This is a genomic window from Chloracidobacterium sp. (assembly GCA_016711345.1).
Taxonomy (GTDB): Bacteria; Acidobacteriota; Blastocatellia; order Pyrinomonadales; family Pyrinomonadaceae; genus OLB17.
In genome coordinates, this window is sequence record JADJTD010000001.1 from 2727039 (window position 1) to 2753516 (window position 26478).

A 26478-nucleotide genomic window follows, 5' to 3' on the forward strand; every position below is an offset into this window, starting at 1 on the left:
AATGAGTGACGAAAAAATTGTGCTGATCGCACGCCTAAAAGTAAAAGCCGACAAGATCGAGGAATTAAAAACAGCTGCGCTCGCAATCGTTGCGGATTCGCGTAATGAAGCAGGAAATATTAATTACGACATCCATCAATCCATTGAAGATGAAACCGTCTTTTTCTGGCACGAAACGTGGGTCAACAAAGACGCTATCGACGAACATTTTGCCACCCCGTTTTTTGGAGAGTTCTTTAAAGTCGTCGAAGAAGTTGCGGCTGAGCCGCCGCAGATAAATCTGACCAGAATGATCACCAATAAGGCTTGACCCGCGTTGAAAGTTTCAAATCTTGATCTTCACACGCTCACCGCTACTTGATCTTTTTCGCCTTGGCCAACTGCTGCTTACCACGCATCACGGCAAGTTCGGTAACTAGTCCATTCTCGCCCTTTATAAAACTGTATGTAAGCAATGGTTCGTCTTCGATAAAGTAGTCTGTTTCGCTCTCAGGAAGCAATTCTTGTTTCTCGGCGTCCGCGCCTTCTTGCACCATCAACTTGCGTTCTTCGCCTGTGACGATGACGATGAAATTCGGGTTCGACGGATTGGGCTGATACTGTCCGACAAATGCATCAAATATTTTGGGATCGACCTTTGCCACCGATCGATTAGGCAATACGTCAGGAATATACCGATCTGCGATGCCTGCGGCTATCGAGGCAGCATTTGCACCGTCCCCATTTGTCAGCACAATCACCGACAGCTTATCGTCCACAAGTCTCGTAAACTCAGCTCGAAATCCGGGCAAGGAGCCGCCGTGACGAACCTGTCTATGATTTCCCGCCGATTCCAACTGCCAACCGAAACCGTATGGATATGTCTCGCCATTATTCAGCTTGACCGGCGCCCACATCTGATCACGTGTCGCTTTGGTCAAAAACTTATCGGTGTAAAGGGCGGCGTCCCATTTTGCCAGATCATTAACCGTCGAAAGAAACGCACCACTCGGTCGAAGAGCAAAATAGATATCGGCGTTTTGGTATTTACCCTTTGCCCATGCGTAACCGTTTGCCCGGTTTGGGACCAGATCGGTCATCGACGTGGTTCGCGTCGAGTTCATACCGAGCGGTGCAAAAACGCGTTCCGTCAGAAAATCACCCCATGGCTTTCCGCTGACTTTGTGAATGATCTCAGCCAACGAAAAGTAGCCGACATTGCAGTACTGCCACTTGTCACCCGTTTTGAAAACCAGCGGCAAAGCGTAGGCCGTTTTGATCACGTCGGCATCGCTCTGTATCTTGAGCGGATCAAATCCGGGAGCCTCACGGACAAGCCCTGATGTATGTGTCAATAGGTGCCTGATCGTAATATCTTTCCACGTATCAGGGGTGCCGTCCAAAAACTTACTGATCTTGTCGTCGAGATTTAGCTTCCCATCCTGAACGAGAAGCATTATCCCCGTGGCTAGAAACTGCTTGCTAACAGATGCGATCTTAAAAACGGTGTCCGGAGTTGCGGCGACATTGAGCTCGACATTGGCCATCCCGTATCCCGCGGACTTTATTACCTTTCCGTCCCGAACAACCGCGATCGCAATCCCAGGCACATGCTGTTTTTGCATTGCTGCCCGGACAAAATCATCGACCTTGTCGGCCCGCACCGCTACTGTCGCGGCAAACATAAATATCAGGATTAAGACGCTTGGGCGCCGCAAATAACTCGGTTTCATAAAATACTTTAGGATTCTAAAACTTCTTAAGCAGAATCTTACGGCAATCGCGGTAGACTAGTTCCGATTTTCTAAACCTTCACACACACTCCGCGTTTCAAAAACTGACCGTCGCCCTGCTTGCCGGTGTGTTCGCCGTTTTGAATGACGACCTTTCCACGGGATAGCACAGTCTCGACCTTGCCTTTTACTTTCACGCCTTCATAGGCAGAGTAATCGACATTCATATGCTCATTCTCAACGCCAAAGGTGTGTTCGGTGTCGGGGTTGAAGATGACAATGTCGGCATCGGAACCGACCGCGATCGTGCCTTTCTTTGGGAAAAGACCGAACATCTTCGCCGCAGCCGTCGAGGTCAGTTCGACAAATCTATTCAAAGAAATTCGCTGCTCGACAACGCCGCCGTTGTAAATGAGGTTCATGCGGTTCTCGACGCCCGGAGCACCGTTCGGGATCTTTGTGAAGTCGTTGATGCCAAGTTCCTTTTGCTCCTTCATGCAGAACGGGCAGTGGTCGGTGGAGATGACTTGGAGATCGTCCATCTTGAGTCCTTTCCACAATTCGGCACAGTTGTGCTTCTCACGCAGAGGCGGCGTCATTACGTATTTCGCACCTTCCCAACCGTCGCCGTAATCGTCGATCGAGTGGAACAGATACTGCGGACAAGTCTCAGCAAACGCCGGAATGCCGCGATCTCTCGCCTGTCTTACTTGATTCAAAGCATCCGTACACGAAAGGTGAACGATATAAACCGGCGACTCTGCCATTTCGGCAATTGCGATAGCACGATGAACTCCTTCGGCCTCGGCGATGGTCGGACGCGTCAATGCGTGATATTTCGGTGCAGTCCTGCCATCGGCCAAAAAGCGTTTGATGATCTCGTTGATGACGATGCCGTTCTCAGCGTGCATACAGATCAGGCCGCCGCGTTTTCCGGCCGCGGACATCGCTCGAAAGATCGTCGCGTCATCCGCCAGAAACACACCCGGATACGCCATAAACAGCTTGAACGAAGTAACGCCCTCGTCCATCAGCTTATACATTTCTTTCTCGTCGCCGTCTTCAAAATCAGTCGTGATGAGATGAAAGCCGTAATCAATACACGTCTTGCCCTCAGCCTTTTTGTGCCACGCATCGACGCCCGCGGTCATCGCTTCGCCCTTCGTCTGCACCGCAAAATCAATGATCGTCGTCGTCCCACCGTGAGCCGCGGCGCGCGTGCCGGTAAAGAAATCGTCCGACGAATACGTCCCGCCAAACGGCAATTCCATATGCGTATGCGGATCGATCCCGCCGGGAATAACAAGCTTGCCCGAAGCGTCAATGACAACATCCGCCTCCATATCCAGCGTCTTGCCGATAGTCGTCACGGTCTCGCCGTCAATAAAAATATCTGCTTTATAGTCGTCAACCGCCGTTACAATACGGCCATTCTTGATAAGTGTTTTCATAAGAAATTAGCCACAGAGGGCACAGAGCGAATTACTTCATATTCGCACGCTTAATTTTTAAGGCACATTCTTCACAAACGAGTTGGATATTAGCAAATGATTGCTCTACAAAACCGGTAGTCTTAATCGCGATTGACTCGCATTTATTGCAGTGTGCTTTGATACACCCATAAAAGGGATCATCCGGAGATTCTTCGTCCTGAATTGCATCATTCCAGCCCACATTCGCTTCGTGCATTAAATGCCAGCAAATGAATGCCGGGTTGGATTTTCCATGATTACCACATTCAACAAACTTGTCTCCCACTTCTCAGTGTCCTCTGTGGCAAAAATCTAACAAAGCGCAAATCCGGCATCGAGAGCCTCGACCAACCGATCAACAGTATCCGTCGTCGTATTGAGCATCATTCCGGTGCGGATGACGTTGCCGTAGAGGCCGCCTTTGCCTATGAGGACGCCTCGGCGTTTGGTTTCTTCGAAGACTTTCAGGACGGCTTCGGGATTTGGTTCTCTGGTTTTGCGGTCTTTGACGAGTTCGACGCCGAGCATCAAGCCTTTGCCGCGAACGTCACCGATGCACGCGTGCTTTTCCTGCAGTTCGAGCATTCTCTTCAAAAGGTAATCACCGACGACGCGTGCGTTGGTTCGCAGATCGTCTTCTTCAATGACCTTGATAACCGCCAGACCAACAGCCGCCGAAACAGGATTGCCGCCAAATGTCGAAAATGTTAATCCGGGGAATGCGTCAGCAACTTCGGGCGTTGCAATCGTCCAACCGATAGGCACGCCGTTGCCCATACCTTTTGCCGAGGTCAAGATGTCCGGCTCGACGCCCCAATGTTCGATGCCGAACCAGTTATCGCCGGTGCGTCCCCAAGCGGCCTGCACTTCGTCAGAGATAAAAAGCCCTCCGTGACGACGAACGATCTCAGCGACACGCGGAAAATATTCTTTGGGCGGTATGATAAATCCGCCGACGCCAAGGATCGTCTCGGCGATCATTCCGGCGATCTTTCCTGTAGTGGTGGTCTTGATAAGTTCCTCGACATCGTCCGCACAAGCAACGCCGCATGAAGGATACTCGAGCTTGAACGGACAGCGATAACAATAAGGTGCGACCGCATGAACTATGCCCGCGACCTGCGAAGCTATCGGCTTCCAAGTGTGATGCCCGATACTCGAAAGCGCCGTCGCCGAACGTCCCGCATACGAATGCCGCAGAGCGATAACCTCGTTATTGCCGGTCGCTATCTTCGCCGCCAGCACTGCAGTGTCGTCGGCTTCGGTGCCGCTATTGGAAAAGAAAGACTTCTTCAAGTTGCCCGGCGTGATCTCAGCCAATTTCTCGGCAAGATCGCCCTGCGGTTGATTGGCATAAAGCGTCGACATATGAGCGATCTTATCAACCTGATCTTTCCACGCAGCGTTAACCCGCGGATTAGCATGGCCAACGCTAACCGTGAGCACCCCGCCAAAGGCGTCAAGATACTTATTTCCCTGATCATCCCAAACGTATTCGCCCTCGCCTTTTACAAGAGCAAGTGGCTCCTGATAGTAGGTCGCCACGGCCGGGAAGAGAAATTCCTTGTGCTTTTCGATAGCACTCTTTAACGAAGATTTTTGTTCAGCTTGGTTCATAATTTTGTTTAACAGAAATTGGTAAATTATTTTACTCTAATTTCCGATCTTTCGAGAGCTTTAGCTCTAAATTTCTTAATAATGATTTAATAAACGCATCACTAACGCAATAAAAAGGCCTCGCCGATTGCTCGACGAGGCTTTTCTTTATTCATGAAAGCCCTTACTTACGTGCGGGCTACTGACACCAGGCTATTCCGCCATTGCCATTTCTTTTTCTTCATTCTTTTTCTTGATGCCGCCGATCTGAACTAAATTCTCGCCTTTGATGCCGGCTTTTTCCATGACCATTTCGTTGTAGAGTTTACGCATCATCTGCATTTCCTCGGCAGCGGTCTTGGGGCCTTCCATCTCGGGCTTGTTCGGACGAGTAAGATCGACCTCATTCAGAATAAGGTTGTGCGATTTGTCGCCGAGCTCGACTTCCTTACCGCGTGCAAAGACCTCGTGTCGGCCCTGTTTCTTGTACCATTCAGCGACGGTCGCATTCTGGTGCATGTGCTCGATGATGTTACGCCATCCGATGCCGGTGTTGTAGGCACAGAACGAAATTTCGCCTTCCTGCGTGCCGTAAGGGATGATGCACATTTCGGTGCGGCGGAAATCGTAGTTGAAAAGATCCTGGAACCACATTCCTGCGATGAAGAGGAAGTTCCAAGGGTCCTGACGACGCTTTTCGATGTCCTCGAACGTGCGGTCCGGGCCGACCTTGCCGTAATCTTTGCCTGATAGGCCGAACGACTTGTCGAACTTCTGGAAAATACCAAAAAGCGTTAGGCTGCGCGGAGCTCCGTAAGGATTGTAATTCTTGAGCAGCGCGAGGCCCATCATGAAGTTTGAGAACCATTTGCCGCGGTTCGTGTCCGTGATGTGCTGCATGTCTGAGACGAGGCCCGGAATATTCAGGAACTGCGGGACGGGTGCCATTTCCTTCGTATCCTTGTGAACCATCACCGCCGTTCCGACGCCGCAGTTCGGGTGGCAGCCGCAGCTAACCTGTCCCCATTCGTTCTCGGGGCCGTGAACTACGTCAGCGAAATCCGCGAATGCTCCCATCAGCGAAAGCGGGAACCAGTCACGCGTAGGTTCGGTAATTCCAACCTGATCGTGAACGTCGTGCGCCAGATGAGCCAGCGTGTAACGCTGCTGCAGGCGACGCTGTTCGGTGATCAGTTCGTCGCGTCCCGTGAACGACACAGGCTGAAACGCGATGAACGAAATTTTCTTCGGATTTTCCAAAGCGAAGCGGATGATCGTGCCGACCTGGTCATTATTAATACCGTTGACCAATGTCGTTACGAGAATGATGTCAACGCCGGCTTCGTGAAGGTTGTTGATCGCACGAAGTTTGACGTCGAACAAGTTTCCGATCTGGCGGTGCGAGTTGGCGTCGTTGCCGATACCGTCGAACTGCAGATAAACGAATCTCAATCCGGCTTCCGCAGCTTCGCGGCAAAATTCTTTCGATTTCGCGAACTCAATTCCATTCGTCGCAGCCTGCACCGAGTTGTAACCGACTTTACGTGCGTAACGCACTGCGTCGAGGAAGTACGGTGAAAGAGTTGGCTCACCACCTGAGTACTGAACCGACATCTGGCGACGCGGCTTGATCGAGATCGCGTTGTCGAGGATCTCCTGAACGTCCTGCATGCTCAATTCGTGGACAAAACCGACCTGGTTCGCGTCCATGAAGCACGGATCGCACATCATGTTGCAGCGATTTGTCAGATCGACCGTGAGCACCGCTCCGCGGCCGTACTTGACGGACGACGTGCCGTGATTGTGCAGCTTTTCGTCATTGTGTGATTCGATGTCGCGGCCCGGGAAGAGCGATTCGATGTGCTGGAGGAACTTGCTGTCGATCGCCATCATGTCTTCGAAATGGCCGTGCGTAGGGCAATCCTTGATCATCCAAACTTGTCCGTCACGTTCAATGATCTGAGCCTTGATCTCGCCCACCTTCTCATTCACCAGCAACGACACATCTTTCTCACCACTGATGATCGACTCACGCGCCTCAATGACACAGTTTGGACACAAACTGTCCGTCATACGAGGGAAGCCAAGCGTCGGCTTCGTTTTTTGCCACGATTTAAGCAGCGGCTTGTCAGACCATTTTGGCGTGAATGATGGATTTGGTTTGAACTGATTAACTGATTTAACGGCATTGAACAGGCCGCTTGCCACATATGTCAATCCTTTTTCAAAGTGCTTTACTGGTCTCATGATTATGATTTCTCCAACTATAAATTCAATATTAAAATTATTCTGCCGTGCTAGCTAAGAGTTAGCCATTTAGCGGGAGTGAGGTGGCACGGTGTCAATCTTACTATTAGCAAGCAAGAATCGTGCCGTTGTGCGTAAAGTTGTTAACAATGTGTAAACCAATAGTATCAAACGGTTTACAGTGCTTAAGTTGCAGGCGGGATAGGATTATCGGTGTATCTTTTTGTGACAGCTATCGGCTATAGAGCTACTTTGTAGCAGTTTGATACACGTGCCGAACTGCAATTATCGAGTCACTATTTAAGCTAAAAATTGAGAAAAAAACTAAATTGTTTAAGCGCCTTTGGTAGCCATCACTTTAGAGATTTCTGTTAAACGTTGTAAGCAAAGCGCTTATAGATTTAAAAAAAATACACCTGTGTGCTTTACATATGTTTAAGACCTGTGATATGCTTCCTAACACTTTGGGAATCTTTTCCTAGAGCAAAGCTAACAACTTGCAAGATAAATGGCAATTCGTTTTGGGACATCGGGTTGGCGGGCCATCATCGCCGATGAATTCACATTCGAGAATGTTCGACTGGTGTCTGAAGCGATTTGTAGTTATTTGACAACTAACGAAGCGGGCGACGGCAAAACACTGATCGTCGGAAACGATTCACGGTTCATGGGCGAGAAGTTCGTAGCGGTCGCGGCGGAGGTCGCCTTAAAGAAAGGACTCCGCGTACTGGTTTGTAACGGGCCAACGCCGACACCGACGATATCGCATGCGATACGCGATCAAAAAGCGGCAGGCGGGATGAATTTTACGGCGTCGCACAATCCGCCTGAGTATCAAGGGATAAAGTTCTCGACCGCTGATGGAGCACCGGCGTTGCCTGAGGTCACTAAGCAGATCGAGGAAGGTGTCGTCAACCGATCAACCGCCGAAGACAAACCCGGCGGAAAGATAGAAGATTTTGATCCGCGTCCGGCTTATCTGGACGATTTGAAAACTAAAATTCGCTTCGACGTGATCTCTGCAGCAAAAGGCCGATACGCATACGATGCTATCTACGGTACGGGGCGAGGTTTTCTTGATAAGTGCCTAAAAGATCACGGTCTCGAAGTCGAGACACTTCACGATTGGCGTGACGTGACATTCGGCGGGCAGCCGCCTGAGCCAGGCGAAGAGCACGTTGGCGAATTGATAGCCAAGGTGAAGAGCGAAAATCTCACGCTCGGACTAGCGACTGACGGAGACGGCGACAGATTTGGGGTTATTGACAGCAACGGCGAGTTTATTACACCAAACCGTCTGATCGCTCTATTGACAGATTATTTAGCAGAAAGCCGAGGCTGGACGCAAGGCGTTGCACGTAGCGTTGCAACATCGCACCTTGTCGATCGTGTAGCAAAAGATAGAGGATTGAAACTCTACGAGACGCCGGTCGGCTTCAAATTCATCGGCGAATTGATAAATAAAGACGAGATCATACTTGGCGGAGAAGAGTCCGCAGGTCTTTCGATACGCGGGCATTACCCGGAAAAGGACGGCATTTTGGCCTGCCTTTTAGCCGCCGAAGCGGTCGCCGCGCGAGGTACAAGTTTGACAGAGCAGTTAGAAGAGCTTTACAGCCGCGTCGGAAAGCTTGAATCGGGCCGCATCGGAGTGAAATTAACACCTGAGGTCGCCGCAAAACTGAAAGGAAAGCTCGCACAAGAGCCGACAGAGATCGGCGGGCGAAAAGTTGAAAATATAAACCGCATGGATGGCGTGAAATTCCTTTTCGGGAACGATGCCTGGATGCTGATGAGGCCGTCGGGCACCGAGCCGATGGTCAGGATATACGCCGAGAGCGAAAACGCAAACGATCTGGAGGAGCTACTTGAGCAAGGCCGCAAATATTTACTGGGATAGTTCGCAAGGCAAAACACGTGTAGCAAGCAGATCGACTGCCGCACGCCGCCGCCGAGTGAACGCCGAAGCCGATCACAAAATGGCTCCGAGCTGGTTGCCTTATGTGATAGTCGCTTCGATATTTGCGATGTTGATAATCTCGATCAATTTTCGGGCGTTTACCGAAATGCGTGAAGAGGCCGATCAGCATGAGCGGCTTGCTGCCCAGATACAGAGCCTGATGGACGAGAATGTCGCCCTTCAGGAAGAGATACATACGTTGAAAAGTGATCCTCGCGTAATCGAACGCGAAGCAAAGCGTATTGGTATCGCTATGAAGAGTTCTCAGTAAGAGCAAAAGCTCACGCCGAAAGGCGTAGCTCTTAACATTGAAAAGTTTCCGTGCCGGGGAACTAAACGAACGCGGAGAAGTTTGTTCGTCTGGCACACTGCCCTGCCCTTTGAAAATCCGCCTTTTGCCTACATCTCCGCGAAGGCCTACAGTCTGCCTATCTGATAATCGCGGCTTGAGTTCCCAAACTCAGGCCGCACTTCTCTTTTAAATAACTTTTTTTGATTATTACTGCTCGATGAGGCCACTGACCCATTCAGCCCTCGCTTGCCAGGTTCCGGACTGGACGGCGGCTTGTCTTTTGAGTGCAAGTTCTGGGTCGGTTTCGTTGAGGGCGTCTTCGATGAATTTAATAAATTCGTCGCGACTGCGCGCGATGCGGAGGACGTCGCCCATCGGTTCGTATTCGGGCAGCGGCGAGATGACGACTGGTTTGCCAGTCGCGAGGTATTCTCGGACCTTTATCGCCGAACCGTAGCTCGTGAACGCGTGTTCGGTTTCCCACGGCAGGACGCAGACATCAAAACCGGCGGCATAATGCGGCAGTTCGTTGTAGGGAACCGACGGGAAGAAATGGACATTCGGGAGACCAGTCAGTTCCGTGCCGCGAGCTAAGTTGCCGATGAATATCCAGTGCCATTCGGGGCGTTCAACGGACGCTCTTTTTATCAATTCCTGATCCATTAGCCACGGATCTATAGCTCCAAAATAGCCCAGACGCGGCTGTGGAATCGCGGCTATAGAATGGGGAATGCGGAGTGCGGAATGCGGCGTGCTGACACGCGACCAGTGTTCAAAATCGACGGCCTGCTCGAGGAGATAGGATTTTTCGAGGCCGTGAGTGGCCTCGGCCAGCAGCTTGCGGCCGGAGTAGAGAACGATGTCAGCCCTCTCGATCGCATAGTCGTGCAGGCGGCGAATCGTTTCCGGATTTACGGAGTGATCCTCGGAGTTGGCGTCGTATTTGTCGGACACTTGGTAGATAACACACGATTCGTTCATCTTGCCAATAACCTCTGCGGCAGTCGGGATCGCTATCCAGAGAACCGGCGCGGACATCTTTTTATTTTTGGCGAGAAGACCGATCTGTAATTCAAGAAGTTTTTGATTTATCTTTCGTGTCACGGCGTTGCCATAGAAGGGAATCGTCGCCGGCGAAACGACGGTGATGCCTTCGTCGGTTGTGCGGGCAAGCTTGGCGTAGCTTTTTAGTTTGCGGGTGATCTTGGGCATGATGTCTTTGTGGCCTAGCGAAGGCAGGCCCATTGAGATCGAGTTGACGAAGATCACTTTATTGCCGGCATGCGCGAAGATGCGCATCAGGTGGTTTTTGGAATGCGGATGATGATACCACCAATCTTCTCCGCCAAAGCAAATTATTGAACGATCTTTGAGCACAAGATTATGCGACGACCTCGACGGGTTGCGGGTTGTCAATTTTTCGAATGATCGCGAGGCTGAAGCCCATTATCACATAAAAAACCATAGCGACTTCGGAATCACCCCAGTTGTAATGAACCAGTCCACTCGTAAGAAAACCGATTGTGCCGCCGAACGCGCCGAGCAGGATGCCCCGTTCGATCCATTCGAGTTTGTTTTCCCTGAGCTTGCGCCACAACATTTGTAGATAGATAAACATCCAAATAATCCACGCAATTAATGTCGGGAAGCCGCGTTCGAGAGCGAATTGGAGTGGCGTCGAGTGCATGTGTCCCATCGGCAAACGCCCGTCATCAAACAAATGCCATTCGCGATAATGATTTTTGATTGAATCCATTCCGACGCCGACAGCCAAGTGTCTTGGTTTGCTCGTGAGCAGATCAAAGCCCTCGCGCCAAACCGTCAAACGCCAACTCGTCGAGCCGTCCGCGGCGTCAAAAAATCCGACCTGACGTTTTTGCTGTAGAAAGAACAATCCGCCGACCGCCAACGGTATCGAAATAACCCCGCATATCAAAATTGTCCGGCGGCTTGTTCCGAGCAAGATCATTACCCCTGCCGAGATCAAAAACGAAAGCCACGATGCTCGTGTGATCGTAAGAAATAATGCGAGCCCATACGCGGCCAGCGCTACGATTAAGAGAATACGGTTTCGCGAAAATATCTTTCCGTTCAGAGCGACAAATAAACCAAGAGCAAGCGACGCGATCAATTGCAGTACTTCGGCAAATGTAACGTAATGTCCGTAAAATCCTGCCGCCCGAGTGTCACGTCCGCGTGACCATTTGAGAATACCAAGATCGCTGAACGTAAAGTTTGCGGAATTAAGAGCAAAAGTTTTGATGAGCTCGTGACGATAGATCGTGATCGAAGATGAGCCTTCGATCGAATGCTGCGAGATCGCTGTATAAAGGTCTTCAGGCGAACTTATGCTGATGCCGTTCGCCTTGAGGACCGTGTCGCCTGTTTCTACGCCGGCTTGCTTCAGAGGACTATTAATGGACAGACTCTGGAGTTTGAGATTTTTGCCGACAGCAAGTGTGGCAAAAGTATAAATGCATGAAGCGAAACACGAGACCAGTAGTATAGCAAAGAGACGGTGAAGTTGTCGGCGAGTTGTGGTGTATTCGGAGACGAGATAAACAATTGTGACCAACGAGACCGGCACCATTTTTCGCAATGAAATTTCCTGATCGTACGAGAAAATGGAAGAAACAAGCGTCAAGCCGACGAAGACAAGCACGGCCAGATCAAATGGCACACGACGCAATCTTGAGCGAACAAAAATGAGTCGTATCAGCCAAAATAGAAGAGCGAGAGACCAAGCTGTCTGAGTAGCGGCGATCGAGATCGGAGCGGACAGAGCGATAAGGAATAAAGATGCCTGCAAGCTTAGTGTGCTAAATTTTTCGCCGTTCGAGATCTGGTTCATTTTTTTGTTTCGCACAGCACGGCTATACATTCGCGGCTAGTCTTTGAAAGCGCAAAGGCAAGAGAAATAAACGGGTAAAATAAAATGAACTTGTCCTTACCTGCGGGCGAATAATTGTAAAGATCTTCCTTGATTATCTTTAGGCCGCTCAGCTGAGCAAGGTCACGCATTTCAGCGAGCGTAAATTCATGGTGATGGCCGATAAACGGCGCTTCGGATAAGTAGATGTCAGAAACATTTACCAGCGGAGTTAACCCGAAGAGAAACCGGATGCGTTTTGGCAAATACGCTATGTTTGGAGCTTCAAAATAAATATGGCCTTTTCCAGCAGTGATGTGCTTTAAGTTATCTACAAGAGTTTTAAGCGAATGAGGGTAATGTTCAAGCACTGCCATCACGGTGACGAGATCAAATTTCTGCGGCAGATTGGCGTCAGGAACAAAGGGGTCGTAATCGAAGATCTTGACACCGCTTTGGGTTATATGCTCAAAAAGCGGCGTGAAAGATTCGCCGTAAAATTTCAAAGTCTCGGTCATTGAGACGTCAAATCCCAATTTTTTTGCAGTAACCGGCCAAACGCCCCAAAATCCACCGACATCGCACACAGTCTTTCCGCCGGTTTCTATCAGTGAGCAATAGGCCTTATAAAACCGAACAGAAGAAGCCTGCAGATAACCAAGAAAATCCATTCGTCCGGGAGCCCAAGCTATACAGTGTTTCGCAATGTCGGCCTGCATTTTTTCATTCCAATGCAGCCAAATTTCGTCAACGGACGATTGATAGACAGAATCGAATTCGGTAAACGAAAGTTTCATAACTTATGCGATGAAAGCATCAATTCTTGTCCGCAGAAATTGGTCTGAGAGCAAAAAACCAGCCGCTCGAAAATGTCATCGGAAGCATATTTGCAATTTTTGCGTTCCAATCAATAAAGCCCGGAATACGCCCGATACTATAGCTTGCAAACGGGCCGGAAACTAAGGTCGAGGCACATTCATTTACTACCATAAGGCCGCAGGAGTTAAACATCGTCAGAAGACGCTGTTTTGTGAAAAACTGGATATGGCCGTTTTCTGCGTTTTCGGTGCTTGGCATTTCATGTCTGGAAATTTTTCCTGCCACTCGCTGCGTTTTTAGTTTATCGACCAAACGCTCAAATCCAAGCGTGCGGAAAACCCAGCTATCCCATTCGAATTCACCGTAGCCGTTTGGGACAGTGATGATGACTAGGCCGTCGTCGCGCAGTTGCAGCAGCGAGGCTTTTAAGAGCTTTTCGGGCTCGTCGACATGCTCAAGAACTTCGGAAAGTATAACTACTTCGAACGGTTCGGCATCGAGGTCTTCGATAGTGCCGCAGATGAAACTCGCATTTGAAATACCATCTGAAAGTTCGCGAGCCTTTGCGATTGAAGGTTCGTGCGTGTCGGTGCCCGTGAGCCGGTAGCCGCGACGGGCGAGAGGCAGTCCAAGCTGAGTGGCTGAACCGCAACCGACATCCAAAATTCGCAGTTCAGACGGAGCCTTGCCGGGAAATCCGGCCTCGATAGCTGCACATACAAAACGCAGCCGTTTTGCATAGCCCCAGAGATTTTCTTTTAATTCAATATCGGTCATTCTTATTCAGCGGCTTTGTGCAATTTCAAGAGGCCGCGAAATTCTTCGCTGCGAAGCAGAAATGATTCGGAAAATATTTTTCCGGTCTGTTTTCGAAAGTAGATCGCGACCAGAACAAACATCATCATATAAGAGATACTCGAAACGACCGCAGCGGCGTATGCTCCGTAAAGAGGCACGAAAATGAGATTGAGCACAACATTTACCGCCATTGTGAAAACCCAAAAAAATGGGATGGCCTTTGGCAGTCCGATGCTGCTGAAATACTGCACCTGCACAGTTTCAATGCCCAAAAAATAGACACCGGGCAAAAGTATCAGAACCAGAAATGGCACATCCGAAAAGGCCTGGCCATACAATAGCGGAAGCAGAAAAGCCGGCAGAATAACGGCGAGACAAACTGCAAACATGATCAAAACTGCGTGACGCGTGACGCGGCAGGTCATATCGGCACTTGCTTCGCGTGCTTCGGTAACGCGAGGAAAGAGAACGGTCGAGATTACACCGGGAACCATCATCATTAGGGTTCCGACTTGGCTGGCTACTGCATAGACGCCCGCTTCGGCACTGCTGCGAAAATAATTCACCAGCAGTAGATCAGCGCGCAGAATTATCACTGATGAGGCCATCGCAATATAGAACTTTGAGCCGAATCGAAGCATTTCAGCCATCAGCGGCTTGTCGAAACGAAGGCTAATTGCTTGTGTGGTTTTCGAGGAGCGAAACAAAACCGGAAGGACTAGGAGGCTCAGAATTGCTGTAGTCGCGGCGTTCGCCGAGACGAGAGCAAACAGCCCGAAGCCAAATAGACCAAGCAGGACGAGCGGATTAACGAACAGTAACGACTGCGACAAAAGATCGAGCACATTATATCGTTTGATGTCGCCCAAGCCGAGAAACGCCGCGAGGCAAAACAAAGTCAGAAGTTGAAAGGGAAGCGAAAGAGCGACTATCGTTACCAACTGAATCGGAATATCACCAAAAAGTCCGGGTTTAACAAATGTCAGAACGATGATGCCAAGTGCGAGAATCGCTCCGACGACAAAAGCAAAGGTAACGGCATTTGTCATCACCGCTTTCATCCTAGGCCGGTCGCGGGCAACGAGATAGGTTATTGCCGACGATAGTCCGATGCCGCCAAAACTGATCGCCAGCAGCGACATTACATTAAGTGACGCCAATATGCCGACGCTTGCCGCACCGAGCCAGCGGGCGACGATAACGCCGGCTAGCATGCTGCCGCCCGCAATTGTGATCTTTGCTCCGAGCGTCCAAGCGACCTGATGAGAAAAACGCTGGCGAGGTATCGCAGCTTCGGTCTCAATTATGTTGGAATCTATTTTCAAAATGTCTATTCTGGTTTGCGGCCCGTTGCTGCCAAAAAGAATCCCGCAAATGGCGCGATCGCCGGCACAGGCCTGCAATGAAATTTGCGTATGTTCAAAGTAGCTGGAGCGAACAAACTCCGCAGCGTTTTCGCCGTGTAAAAATCTATATGAACAGGATCTTGGCTGTTTTCGATCCACAATTTCCAGTCACGGCCATGCTGTAGAATGCGCAGCAGCGTAAAATAAGAGAATAACGCATAAACCTGAATATTGAAGCGTCCGCCCGGCCGTAAAACCCGAAATATCTCGTCAACGACAAGACGCGGCCTGTCGATATGATGCAGAACGCCATGCGAGTAAACATAATCAAACGAGCCATCGGCAAACGGCAGCGAAGTCGCCTCGGCCTGTCCAACCGCGGCGAGCGATCCGACGCGTTCACGGGCGAGTCGCAGATGTTCGGGAGTAATGTCGATACCAACGGCGCGTGCCCCGTGTTTGGCAAATTGCAGCAGGTCGCAGCCTGTACCGCAGCCGATCTCCAAAACTTTTTCGCCGTTGTGATGCTTGAACTCAGCAGCTTCTTGAAGCCATGGATAAATGCCATAGCGTTCCTCCTCCGAGATAAACAGAGGGGTTTTATTCCAATGGTCGATAGCTAGCTGTGAAGAGGATGTCATGTTTTATTTTGGATCGATCCAATGTTCATACCAAAGACTTAAATTCAGCAAAGCCCACAAATGAAAACTCCAATCGGAATGTCCGCTGCGATGTTGCGCGAGCATTTGCTCGACAAAATCACGGTTGAAGTAATCACGCTTCCAGATCGGAGAATTCATTAGACTGTCAGTGTATTCTTTGCCAGTTGCGGTACGAAACCACTCGCGGATCGGAGCACCAAAACCACGTTTTTTTGCGTAAAGCAGATCGTGTGGCAAGATCGATTCGAGGGCGCGTTTCAGAATGTGCTTACCTGTTTTGCCATGCACTTTTAAATTGCTCGGCAATCCCATCGTGTATTCGACAAGATGATGATCGAGAAACGGAACTCTAGCTTCGACAGAAGTCGCCATTGTGATCTTATCGACGCGCATCAGCAGTAATTCGGGAAGGCGCAGTTTCAATTCGAGATACGTCATTCGCGAAAGCATGTCAGACAAAGGACGTTCGTTTTCGATATGGTTGAGATATTTCTCAACAGTCGCTAATGACGAATGGCGGTTCAAGCTTGAACGCATTCGTTGCGAAAGTAAGCTGGGTTTTATCGATTCGTCGTAAACAACCGCTCCGCCCCAGAACATCGGCTCGCCTTTTTCGAGCCGTCGTGCGAGTTCGATCAAAAGTTTTTGCTTTCCTGAAGTGTTAAGAAGCTTGCGGGCCGAACTTCCAACTGCCTTTCGAAAGATAGACGGAGCTCGTTCAGCATAACGCCAAAATCCGTCGTACATTCGTATGTTTCGGACATAATTCTCGTAGCCCGAGAATATCTCGTCAGCACCTTCGCCAACTTGCACGACCGTTGTTCCCGAATCCCGCGCGAGTTTTGATACATAAAACAGCGGGACGCAGACAGGGTCGGCGATCGGTTCATCCTGGTGGAAAACAAGTTCCGGCAGAAAGTCGTTAAATTCTTTATCGCCGATCATGACTTCGTGATGATTTGTATTGTAAATCTTGGCAATGCGACGAGCCTGTTCGAGTTCGTTGAGGTATGTATGATCTTGAAAGCCGACCGTAAATGTATCTACAGGACGGTCCATCAATTCGGACATCACGGCAACATTTGCGCTCGAATCGACGCCTCCCGACAGAAAAACTCCGAACGGAACGTCGGACATCATTCGTTTCTTTATCGACGCACGAAGCAGCCGCAAAATCTCATCCATATGCTCGGCTTCGGTGCGTTTTGGAATGTCATTCGGCGGTAATGCATCCCAATACTGATCAATCTTGACGTCGCCTTTGCGGTTAATAATTAGACGATGGCCCGCGGGCAGTTTTTGAATGTCCTTAAACAGTGTCTGCGGCGCGGGCGTCGTTAAAAATGTCAGGTAATCGGACAGTGCACTTTCATCTACGTCACGCTCGACATCCGGATGAGCGAGGATCGCTTTTATCTCAGACGCAAAAATAATGCGGCCGTTTTTGACGTAAAAATACAAAGGCTTGACGCCCATGCGATCTCGATAGAGAGAAAGCTCTTCTTGTTGTTCGTCCCACAACGCGATGCCGAAATCGCCTTCGATCTCGTGGACAAAATCTATGCCTTTCTCTTCGTAAAGATGGATGATCGTTTCGGAATCGGTCTTTGATCTATATGCATGGCCACGCTTTTCAAGATCAAGTCTCAAGTCAGCGTGGTTATATATCTCGCCGTTAAAAACCAGCCAAATGTTTCGCGATTCACAGCCGCGCATCGGCTGGTGTCCGGCGGCAGAAAGATCGATGATCGACAGCCGCCGAAATCCAAACGCTCCTTTGCCGTTATCAAAAATATGAGCGCCTGTATCGTCCGGTCCGCGATGCGGCATCGTGTCGCGCATCGCTTCGACTAGCGGCAACTCAATGCGGCCTTCACTCGACGCATATTCCCAAATTCCGACAATTCCGCACATATTAGTTATCAATATTGTCGGTCAACCGCTGCAGCAACTCCAATCTTGATGCGTCATTTTCATTCGGACCGGACGGAACGATCAAAAAGCGGACAGTGAAAGGAGCGTTGGTGTCGACAGTCCATCTAAGGATCGAAGAATTTGCCTTATGGCCGTAGTTGCGCGATACGAATGCAGGATCGATCTCATGTTTGGCATCAATTCCGATGGCTCGAATGTGCATTTCTCGCCCATCATTGTCCCCGATTTGGACGGTCGCATGATCAACCTCACTTACGCTAATTCCCGGCGCAAGATGGAACGAAAAGCTGAATTTATGCCTGCTTTTACCTGTGAGTGCGTCCTCGATCATCCAATATTGATCTTGTTTGTGAAACTCGACGGTTCGACGATGCATCACTGGTTCCGTCAGCCGAGCGTAACCAAAATGCCTTCCCGAAACACGATCAAGTTCGACAGACGCGTGCCATTCATCGACAATTGGCCGTGCCTCGTTGCCCATTATGAAAGGAAGTTCAGAAACAGTTGTGTTCTGTTCCTGATTATCAACCATAACCGTTGAATGATATGCGGTGGAACGAAATCTGTGTCGTGCTTCGCGATCAAGATTATAAACATAACTGCCCGGATCGATGATAAACGGACGGCCAAATGCCGAGATCTCAATGCTCAAAGCGTCATTGTGCCCGTGCGATCCGCGTCCGTTTAAGCCGCAATCGTTGGCATTGAAATGCAGATACAAATCACCGTCACGCATGACATACGCTCCGGCATTTTGAAGCTTGCCAGAACGTGACGGCTCATAGTTGTCCATTTCATTCAAGTCCGACAGCCCTTTTTCTCCAAATAACCACGGGACTTCCGGTTCCATCTCGGAGAGCTTGAGTTCCGCATCATTCAGCAGAACCGAGCCCAACGACAACAGATATGCCGCATCATCGGCGTCACGTCTTATCATTGGAATGATCTGCGAGCCATCAGCATCGCCGATCAAAGGCATTAGCCCGTCAGGTTGAATGATACGGTCAAGATAAAACAGCATCTTGCGAATCTGGTTGAGATAATAGACATCGAGAGGCCCTAAGTCGATCCCAGCCCGCGCAGCGAGAATACAAGTATAAAGAAACATCTCGGTCACAAATTTGTGATAACCAGTCGATGCCTCGAAATCGGCGCCGTCGGCTAAGATTTGTTTGTCTATCTCGCGAAGCATCTCGCGAAGACCGAAATCGCGCCATTCTGCGGCTTGTTCCAATTCCGGCATCAGCGTACCGATCCAAAACAAGCCGATAACATCAGACAAGTAATGATTGCTGGTCGATATATATGAGAATTCGTTATTGTCGAGAATAAATCTGCCGTGTTGATCGAAAAGTCTCAAAATAAAAGCGAGCTTTTCTTCGGAAAGTGATTTTGATTTCCGAAAGATATCAAAAGCGGCAAGCAGGTTGATCGCTCGCAAAGCGACTTCCATTGCGCAGTTCCAATTTGCGCCGCGTCCGTAAGGATTTTGCCGCATCCAACTTTCGACATGCGCAAAAAATATCTCTGCGTAAACTTCATCGTCGGTCACTGCATATGCACACCCAAGCGTGACCGCGTGGCCGAAGCGATTCAGTTCCCACAGAATGCGAATGTCTGCTCCGTCGTTGCTATATGTGACGACGTCAGCGTGATAGTCCAGTCCCCAATCTTTTCCGGTTATCGGATCACACCGCCAGAAGTTTTCTGCCTTGAACTCAAAAGCCCCTAGACCGACAAGTTCCCAACGTGATTGTTGGACGATCTGGTTGGCGTCGGCGATAAGGTGAGCAGTTTCAGCAGGGAAATGTTCCGACTGCAGCTTTGCAATTTGGTCAAGTTCTTTTATCGGAAAAAACGAAACAGTTCTCTCCCGAAAATGTGTTAGCAATTCAGATGTTGAAACGGACGCAAATTGATTTGTGAGCCTTGCCTGAGCATCGTGCAATTTTTCGAGGTCGCGGCGTTCTTGTTTTTGATGAGCAATGACCTTTTTTCGACGCAGGGCTTCACGCGGCAAGTCGGAAAACCGCACGTCGCCGCGAAAAAGCGTTCTGATCTTGCTTGAAAAGGTCATCGTCAGCGATCGTATTTTTGCTTGCGTCGAGCCGACAAAAGTATATAATCGCATCATTCAGTCGGTATTCATAAAATGTCCGTTAACAGTTGCATATTACGATGAAAAGATTCATTTCAGCCATCGCCCTTTGTGCCTCGCTGCTCGTGTTGCTTTTGCTGTTTCTTTTCCCTCCGATCTCTGTAACAGCAGCAAAAGAAAATATCCTTATTAAATTGCTTAGCCTGCCTGCTCCGCCGCCGCCAAATCCGTTGGTGAATGGAGCGAAGCGCGATGAGAAATTCTACGACAAAAACAATCCGCCCAGCGATAATGCACCTATCGAAGAACTGATAGATTACTGGACACACCAGGCACAGAATTATCGTGGGGAGCTTAATTATCGGGCGCGGCCATCGGACAGAACGGTCGAAAGGTTAGCCAGTGAAATGGCAAAACAACCGGAGCTTGCCTCGCAGATTCTCTCTATCCTGCCGGATAACAAAACGACGATCGATACGATCAAGGAACTCTACGACCGAGCTGATTCCGAAGATGGCATTGATAAAGGTCAACGCAGTCAATTTAAGGAATGGCTGCGGTTGCACAGTCCTCATTTTAGCGGCGACCTTGCTCGCGCCTCGCAAGGGATAAAGGACACCGCAGGTTATGTCGGACCGAATGACGAAAGAACTTTGCTCGCCCTGACGCGGCACGATTTTGATAAGGCAAATCCGGTCATAACTCAGCTTTACAGCGACAGCTCGCAGCCTGTGTCGAAGTCCCTTGCTACATGGGCGCTTTACCAGCGTGCGCTCGAAACTGGTTCTCTAGGGGATATTGAGCGTTATCGTAGCGAGTTGATGCGGATCGTTGAGAACCGTTCGCTGCCGGACGGCGCCCGCGATATGGCAAATGATGCACTGACGCACGGGCCTGATTTTCCGGGACGTGACGATTGGACATTCTCGCTTTTTGAGGACGAGACCTTGGTCAATATGCCGCGATACTCGATGCTCACAACGCTCGTGATGTATTCGCCGCCTGAAAAATACGTTCCTAAAATGATCGCTTTGCTCGAGAAGACCTCGAATCCGTTAGTAAGAGCCGCGGCCGTCCACAATCTTGTGACCGCGCTGAACGGCAATCCGAGTGTCGAAATGCAGCGGGAGATCATTCAATCCATGCTGCCGTGGCTCGAAGATCCAAAGTGGGCCTCAGATTCCGGCTGGCTGAACGATACTCGCAGTTTGCTGATAAGAAAACTCACCGAACATAAAATTCCCGAAAGCGTTCCTGGGTTGATAAAACTGCTTGATGAAAAAGTGGAGAAAACTTCAGTTAAACAGGCCATACAAGACGGACTTATGAAACTTGGCTTGAGCGGGATTGACGTCTCTGTTTCCGATGGAGAAGTTACGCTTACGGGTACGGTTGCCAAAGACCGGCTCGCTGACGTGATGAAAGTCGCTATGGAAGCTGACGTAAAAAGAGTAAATAATAAACTCAACATCACAAATGGTGCCCCGGCTGCCAATGTTAGTCGATCTGCGGCAAATTCTGTTAGGCCAGTTGGTCCGCCGGTTTTTTCCTTTCCGTATCGCCAATCAGCAATTGCTGCTCTTGCAAAACAAAAGGACGGCCGGGCTGTTCCAGCGTTGAGGCGAGTATTGTCTGAAGTTGATATTTACGAACGCTACAGCGTCATAAGTGCAATTCTCGAATGCGGAGGTTTTTCTATTCCAGAGCAAATGGAAGCTCTTGATGCTGCGGTCAAAAGAATTCCGGATGCAGACGATGCCGTAATGCCGGCAAATATTGCGGCGGTGACAAAGGTGTTATTTGGCAGAGTCGATAAGCCAATATCTCCCGCTGAAATCAGTATCATTCTCGGTGCGCAGATCTCACAGGCTTCTGAAATATCCGACGAGCTCGCGCGGGCGATTGTCGATCGGATCGAGGTGCTTGATACAAAAGATCAACGGATGGCGACGAACTATCGCAATCTGATACTCAAATGGAAAAATCCGCTGTTTAGTGTGCTGCTGCTGCTCGACTTGAAGCGTGATGCGGCAGATACGGCGATGATCGTGCAGTTATTGAGTAGGCGTAAGGAATTGCGCGAGACGTTGTCTGCCGATGTGTATAATCTTCAAACCGGTAAGCCGGTTGCGGTCGGTGTGGCGGCTTGTATTCTTGAGGATGCAATGGGCTTTGACGCCATTCTTGAAAGCAGCGATGCGGAGACTAAGACTGCGATGCTGGCCTGTGCGAGGTTGATACGCGCGCCGCTGCCGGTTGCAAAGGTCGCTGAAAATTTGAAAGCCGAGTCACAAATACTTCAGACGGCTGCGGAACGATACCTCGAATCTGAAGATTCAATCCAGGCACGAGCTTATGTTCTTGCGCGGCATCCGAACAAGGCAAAGATACTCGGGGCAACGAGTGCCTTTTTTGTCGAAGGCGCGACTGAAGAGAATGTTCCTTTCCTTTGGAACCTTTTCCAAAGTGTAGGCAATGACTCTCTCTATAATGGCTGGGCCGGCAGTGGCAATGATGACGAGATCAAGGCTGTTGAGAAACGCTTGCAGGACGAGGTGAAAAAAGACGACAGCCTGCTCGGCATATATTCATATGACAGCAATTACATTCGCATCTACAAAGACCGCGCCATTTTTAGCTGGGACGAGGACGAGTCGCGATATCGCGAAAGGCCCCTGACACAGTACGAATTTGAGGATATTAAATCGTATCTTACAACCAACAAAGTGGACGAACTCGCGCCGTTTCTCACCTGCGGCGGAGAATATTGCGGAGCGAAAGAGTTGTTAATGCTTGGACGCAACGGCGGACGCCGCGTTTATACGAACACAGGCGGTTACGGGCCGGGAGCTAGATCGACATCAGCTTTTTTTGCAGGACTCGATAAATATTTTGCCGATCTAAAACTAACGCGAGCGGCATTAAAATACGGCCTTAGCCGCGATATTCCCGGCCTAGAGATATTGCTTGCCTCGGACGATCTTCATGCCGAAACCGTTTGGGCGCAGGGAAGCGATCTGCGCGTTGCTGCCAGTGACGTGTCTGTCCGCAAAAAGTTTAAGGCAGACCTTGAGAATCTCTACTCAGAAACCTCTGAAGAAGCTGACAGCGGCGAAGAAGATCAATTACCTCGCCGAGCCGCTTTGCTGGTCGCGATCAATAAACGTCAATACGACGGTTACGGTTGGTACAAGGTCGCCGACGGCAGTGTCGCGGGCAGTGCCGCGCAGCCTCCGCAGGTCGAGTTCGTACCTCTTCGAGATGCTCTTTCCGTGCAGCCTTCCGGTGAACAGTGGAAAGCCAGAGCAAGCGATGTTGAGATCCGAACATCCGAAGAAGGTTTATTCAAAGCTGTTCGCGGTAAGCTGACAAAGCTGCATAAGGGTTATTATCAACATCCGGTCATCACGCCAAATAGCCGTTGGGTGATCGCTTCAAAGTCCGATCCCGAAGTCGGCGAGGGCGTTGTTCGCATCGATCTCGTCACCAACAGGGAATTCGCCGTCGAGATTCCAGGTTACGGCCAGCCTGTTCCGACCGCCTACATCTCAACCCTTAACAAGTTTCTGGTTGTCCGTAACGACCGCTACAACTACGAAGGCGAGTATTTTGCAGGAGAAGAAGATGCGGCACCCGACGATGCTGATCCAAGCGGTATGATGCTGGTCGATCCCGCGACAGGTGCCGTTCAGCCGATCGCGGGAGAATTTCGCCCGTTGGCACAGCAAACATTTCGCGCCCTGCAGCAAACATCAAAACCAAATGAATTTTGGGCCGCGATCTATGATCCTCAGAAAAAGGAAACACAGGTCGGCATCTACGACATCAAGGCCTTCGGCTTCAAGCCCGTCCTGCGCATCCCAAAGATCAACTTCAACAGCATGAGCATGTGGGTCGATGAACCCGCCGGAAAGGTCTATTTCGTTTACCGAGGACATCTGCTCGCGCTGCCTTTGCACAGTCCTCTTCCAGATCGCACAAAGTAACGCCGTCGTGTCCGACCGTTAGCTACCGGGTACTTTTTCTTTAATTTGATCGATCAAAATACGAAATTGCATACAGCCCGACATAAGTATAGAGTCAGGCTTAACGACGTAATTAGGTATTCCCTTCCCGGATATTGCTCCACAGATCCCATCGGGCCATCTTTTCAGCCCGCATTATGATTAAAATAAGAAAAATATTCCGATTTGGCATGGTTGCCGTATTCTTCATTGTTTTTTCCGGCGGATCAATTCTTGGCAGTGTGGTCGAGAAGCATGTAGTGCTCAACCTAACGCCAGCGGCGGTGGTCTTTACATGGAATCAGAGTGCGACCGGCGACTGGCAATCACCTGCAAGTTGGACGCCGGCGCGCACAGCGCCGGCGTCCAGCGATGTTTTGGTTTTCAATGGCGGGGGTACAACGACCGCAACAAATGTTCCGAACGAAACTATCGGCCAATTAATGGTTTCAGGAAACACGATAGTAAATTTCGAATCTATGAGCGCCAGCGTTCTAGCAGTCTCGGGTGGTGTGGGAAATGATTTTACGGTTGAGCAAAACTCGGCGCTCAATTTCACCGGTGCTAATGCGATAGCGCTCAGCCTTGCCGTTAACGCTACCGCTACAATAAATGGTTCGATCACATTTTCGTCTTTGAGTACGGCGGCACATCGCCTTACAGCCGCGGAAGCTGGTGCGGTAACTTTTGATAATGGCTCCATATTTACCGCCGGACAAGGCTTCTCCGGAAATCCATTTGGAACAATCGCCTTAAATTCCGTAGTTTTTGCAGCGGGATCGAGATACGTTTACATGGCGGGCGGCGATCCTTTCGGAGCGAACCAGCCTGAATCGGTAGTAGTTTTTAAAAGCGAGAGCCTCTTTATATTCTGTGGAAACGCTCAATCTTCTTTTTTTTCGGGCCGTACCTACGCAAATCTCGAAGTGAGTTATCCCAACGGTGATCTTTTTGCAACGGGTTCCAATCCTCTCGTTATGGATGATCTAACGCTCATGGCAGGAATATTTCATCTCTGGATGACCGGTACAGGTCATTCAATCAAAGGAAATATCTTTACGCAACCGGGAACTCGGTTGGATATGCAAAACGGAAGAATAACTTTAAACGGGAAGACTCAGCAGACAATTACCCGTCTCGGTCTAATGAACGTAAATGATGGAAACACCATTGCCATTGATAACACGGCAGGTGTGATAGCTAATACAACTTTTGTGGCGTGGAACCTCGAGCTTATAAACGGCATCGTGACGGTCGTTGATCCTTTTTGGTACTTTGGTGCATTCGGAACCGTTGTTCGCACTAACGGGCATGTGAATGGTTATCTGCTTAGAATAATGACCGCTCCCGACACTTACACATTTGATGTCGGAACCGAAAACGGCTACGCGCCGGTAATAGCTGAGGTGACTTCCGGCACCTTTCCTTCCAGACTTGAGGTTTATCCGCTTCAGATGGCGCAGCCAAACATATTCGATCCGTCAAAGTCACTTTCTCGATACTGGACGCTTGCTGAGGCGGGTGATATCACAGCCAACCTTACCTTTCACTATTTGGATGCCGATGTACCCCTGACTGCAAATGAAGCAAACTTTGTAATCCAAAAATACAATGGCACTGCCTTTATGCAGCTTGGCGGCGTTGTTGACACAGTTGCGAATACATTTCAGATATTAGGGGTGCGTGATTTTAGTAAGGATTGGACGCTTGCGGAACCGGGCGCCGTTGGAGGAACACCTACGGTGACGGCTACCCCTACAAGTACGCCAACGAGTACGCCAACGAATACTCCGACATCGACACCGACGGAAACACCTTTGGGTCGAACGGCGTTTGATTACGACGGTGATCGCAAGGCGGATATTTCGGTTTTCCGTCCGACGGATGGGGCTTGGTATTCTCAGCAGTCGCAGGCGGGGCTTTATGGGACTTTGTTTGGGTTTGGGTCGGATAGGATCGCTCCGGCGGATTATGATGGGGACGGGAAGACTGATATTGCGGTGTATCGGCCTTCGACGGGGATTTGGTATGTCTTTAACAGTTCGAACGGTACGGTTTCTTATAACGTCTTCGGGCTTGCTGAAGATCTGCCGACACCTGCGGATTACGATGGAGACGGTAAGGCAGATGTTTCTGTGTTCAGACCTTCGACGGGGACTTGGTATCGGCAGAATAGTTCGGATGGTTCGTACAAAGGCATTCAATTCGGAGCTAGCGAAGACAAGCCGACTGTCGGAGACTTTGACGGTGACGGCAAATCGGACATCGCAGTTTTTAGGCCTTCGACGGGAGCGTGGTATCGGATAAACAGCGGCGACGGTTCGATCTATGGCGAGTTGTTTGGGTTTGGAACGGATGTTATCACCCCGGCAGATTACGACGGCGATGGCAAGACCGACCTCGCTGCATATCGCCCAACAGACGGCATCTGGTATCTGAAATACAGTTCGAATTCGAGCTACGACTACAAGGTCTTTGGCTTGGCAAGCGACATTCCCGCACCAGGCGACTTCGATGGCGACGGCAAGGCTGACATCAATGTCTTTCGTCCGTCAGACGGCACTTGGTACCGCCAAAACAGCTCAAACGGAGCGTTCATCGCATTCCAGTTCGGGGCCAACGGCGATAAGCCAACAATGACGGCGTTTCGGTACTAACATGCGGGCTT

18 protein-coding genes are annotated in these 26478 nt (G+C 49.9%); 5 read left to right on the forward strand and 13 right to left on the reverse strand.

The window, feature by feature from the left end:
* Window position 1 precedes the first annotated feature (1 nt).
* Window positions 2–310 carry an antibiotic biosynthesis monooxygenase gene (locus IPL32_11355; protein MBK8466418.1) on the forward strand — a complete coding sequence of 103 codons (309 nt, stop codon included), beginning with the start codon at window positions 2–4 and terminating at the stop codon, window positions 308–310.
* Between the two features lie 43 nt (window positions 311–353).
* On the opposite strand, the gene IPL32_11360 is transcribed toward IPL32_11355, so the two are convergent.
* From IPL32_11360 to IPL32_11380, 5 genes are all read right to left on the reverse strand, one after another.
* Window positions 354–1712, reverse strand: coding sequence for a beta-lactamase family protein (locus IPL32_11360; protein MBK8466419.1), 1359 nt, complete (start codon window positions 1710–1712; stop codon window positions 354–356).
* A 71-nt stretch (window positions 1713–1783) separates the two neighbouring features.
* The gene (gene hydA / locus IPL32_11365) at window positions 1784–3163 is read right to left on the reverse strand and encodes a dihydropyrimidinase (GenBank protein ID MBK8466420.1); all 1380 of its coding nucleotides are present in this window, start codon (window positions 3161–3163) and stop codon (window positions 1784–1786) included.
* A gap of 31 nt (window positions 3164–3194) precedes the next feature.
* On the reverse strand, window positions 3195–3470 hold the full coding sequence (locus tag IPL32_11370; protein ID MBK8466421.1) for a hypothetical protein: 276 nt from the start codon (window positions 3468–3470) through the stop codon (window positions 3195–3197).
* Between the two features lie 26 nt (window positions 3471–3496).
* Complete coding sequence (locus IPL32_11375; protein ID MBK8466422.1) at window positions 3497–4801, reverse strand: aspartate aminotransferase family protein; 1305 nt, start codon at window positions 4799–4801, stop codon at window positions 3497–3499.
* Between the two features lie 192 nt (window positions 4802–4993).
* Window positions 4994–7027 carry a radical SAM protein gene (locus tag IPL32_11380; GenBank protein MBK8466423.1) on the reverse strand — a complete coding sequence of 678 codons (2034 nt, stop codon included), beginning with the start codon at window positions 7025–7027 and terminating at the stop codon, window positions 4994–4996.
* A 508-nt stretch (window positions 7028–7535) separates the two neighbouring features.
* Between IPL32_11380 and IPL32_11385 the strand changes: the two genes are divergently transcribed.
* Together IPL32_11385 and IPL32_11390 are read left to right on the forward strand one after the other, a co-directional pair.
* Window positions 7536–8927: a phosphoglucomutase/phosphomannomutase family protein gene (locus tag IPL32_11385; GenBank protein ID MBK8466424.1), complete on the forward strand. Its 1392-nt coding sequence runs from the start codon at window positions 7536–7538 to the stop codon at window positions 8925–8927.
* Entirely contained in the window at window positions 8896–9258 is a 363-nt protein-coding gene (locus IPL32_11390; GenBank protein MBK8466425.1) for a septum formation initiator family protein, read from the forward strand. The genes IPL32_11385 and IPL32_11390 overlap by 32 nt, the downstream gene beginning before the upstream one ends.
* Before the next feature lie 228 nt (window positions 9259–9486).
* Here the strand turns inward: IPL32_11390 and IPL32_11395 are convergent, their stop codons facing one another.
* From IPL32_11395 to IPL32_11430, 8 genes are read right to left on the reverse strand one after another with little or no spacing between them, the layout of a single operon-like run.
* Window positions 9487–10656, reverse strand: a complete 1170-nt coding sequence (locus tag IPL32_11395; GenBank protein ID MBK8466426.1) for a glycosyltransferase — start codon at window positions 10654–10656, stop codon at window positions 9487–9489.
* Window positions 10657–10660: 4 nt separating this feature from the next.
* Window positions 10661–12130 carry an O-antigen ligase family protein gene (locus IPL32_11400; protein MBK8466427.1) on the reverse strand — a complete coding sequence of 490 codons (1470 nt, stop codon included), beginning with the start codon at window positions 12128–12130 and terminating at the stop codon, window positions 10661–10663.
* The gene (locus IPL32_11405) at window positions 12127–12945 is read right to left on the reverse strand and encodes a methyltransferase domain-containing protein (GenBank protein MBK8466428.1); all 819 of its coding nucleotides are present in this window, start codon (window positions 12943–12945) and stop codon (window positions 12127–12129) included. The genes IPL32_11400 and IPL32_11405 overlap by 4 nt, the downstream gene beginning before the upstream one ends.
* Window positions 12946–12964: 19 nt before the next feature.
* Entirely contained in the window at window positions 12965–13744 is a 780-nt protein-coding gene (locus IPL32_11410; GenBank protein MBK8466429.1) for a methyltransferase domain-containing protein, read from the reverse strand.
* A 2-nt stretch (window positions 13745–13746) separates the two neighbouring features.
* Window positions 13747–15090, reverse strand: a complete 1344-nt coding sequence (locus IPL32_11415) for an oligosaccharide flippase family protein (protein MBK8466430.1) — start codon at window positions 15088–15090, stop codon at window positions 13747–13749.
* A 5-nt stretch (window positions 15091–15095) separates the two neighbouring features.
* Entirely contained in the window at window positions 15096–15752 is a 657-nt protein-coding gene (locus IPL32_11420; protein ID MBK8466431.1) for a class I SAM-dependent methyltransferase, read from the reverse strand.
* Window positions 15753–15755: 3 nt separating this feature from the next.
* Window positions 15756–17687 carry an asparagine synthase (glutamine-hydrolyzing) gene (gene asnB, locus IPL32_11425; GenBank protein MBK8466432.1) on the reverse strand — a complete coding sequence of 644 codons (1932 nt, stop codon included), beginning with the start codon at window positions 17685–17687 and terminating at the stop codon, window positions 15756–15758.
* 1 nt (window position 17688) lies between these two features.
* A complete protein-coding gene (locus IPL32_11430) occupies window positions 17689–19842 on the reverse strand; it encodes an alginate lyase family protein (GenBank protein MBK8466433.1) in 2154 nt (717 codons plus the stop codon).
* Window positions 19843–19886: 44 nt separating this feature from the next.
* On the opposite strand from IPL32_11430, the gene IPL32_11435 reads away from it, so the two are divergent.
* Window positions 19887–23792: a BON domain-containing protein gene (locus IPL32_11435; protein MBK8466434.1), complete on the forward strand. Its 3906-nt coding sequence runs from the start codon at window positions 19887–19889 to the stop codon at window positions 23790–23792.
* Window positions 23793–23968: 176 nt separating this feature from the next.
* On the forward strand, window positions 23969–26467 hold the full coding sequence (locus IPL32_11440) for a VCBS repeat-containing protein (GenBank protein ID MBK8466435.1): 2499 nt from the start codon (window positions 23969–23971) through the stop codon (window positions 26465–26467).
* Window positions 26468–26478: the final 11 nt, after the last annotated feature.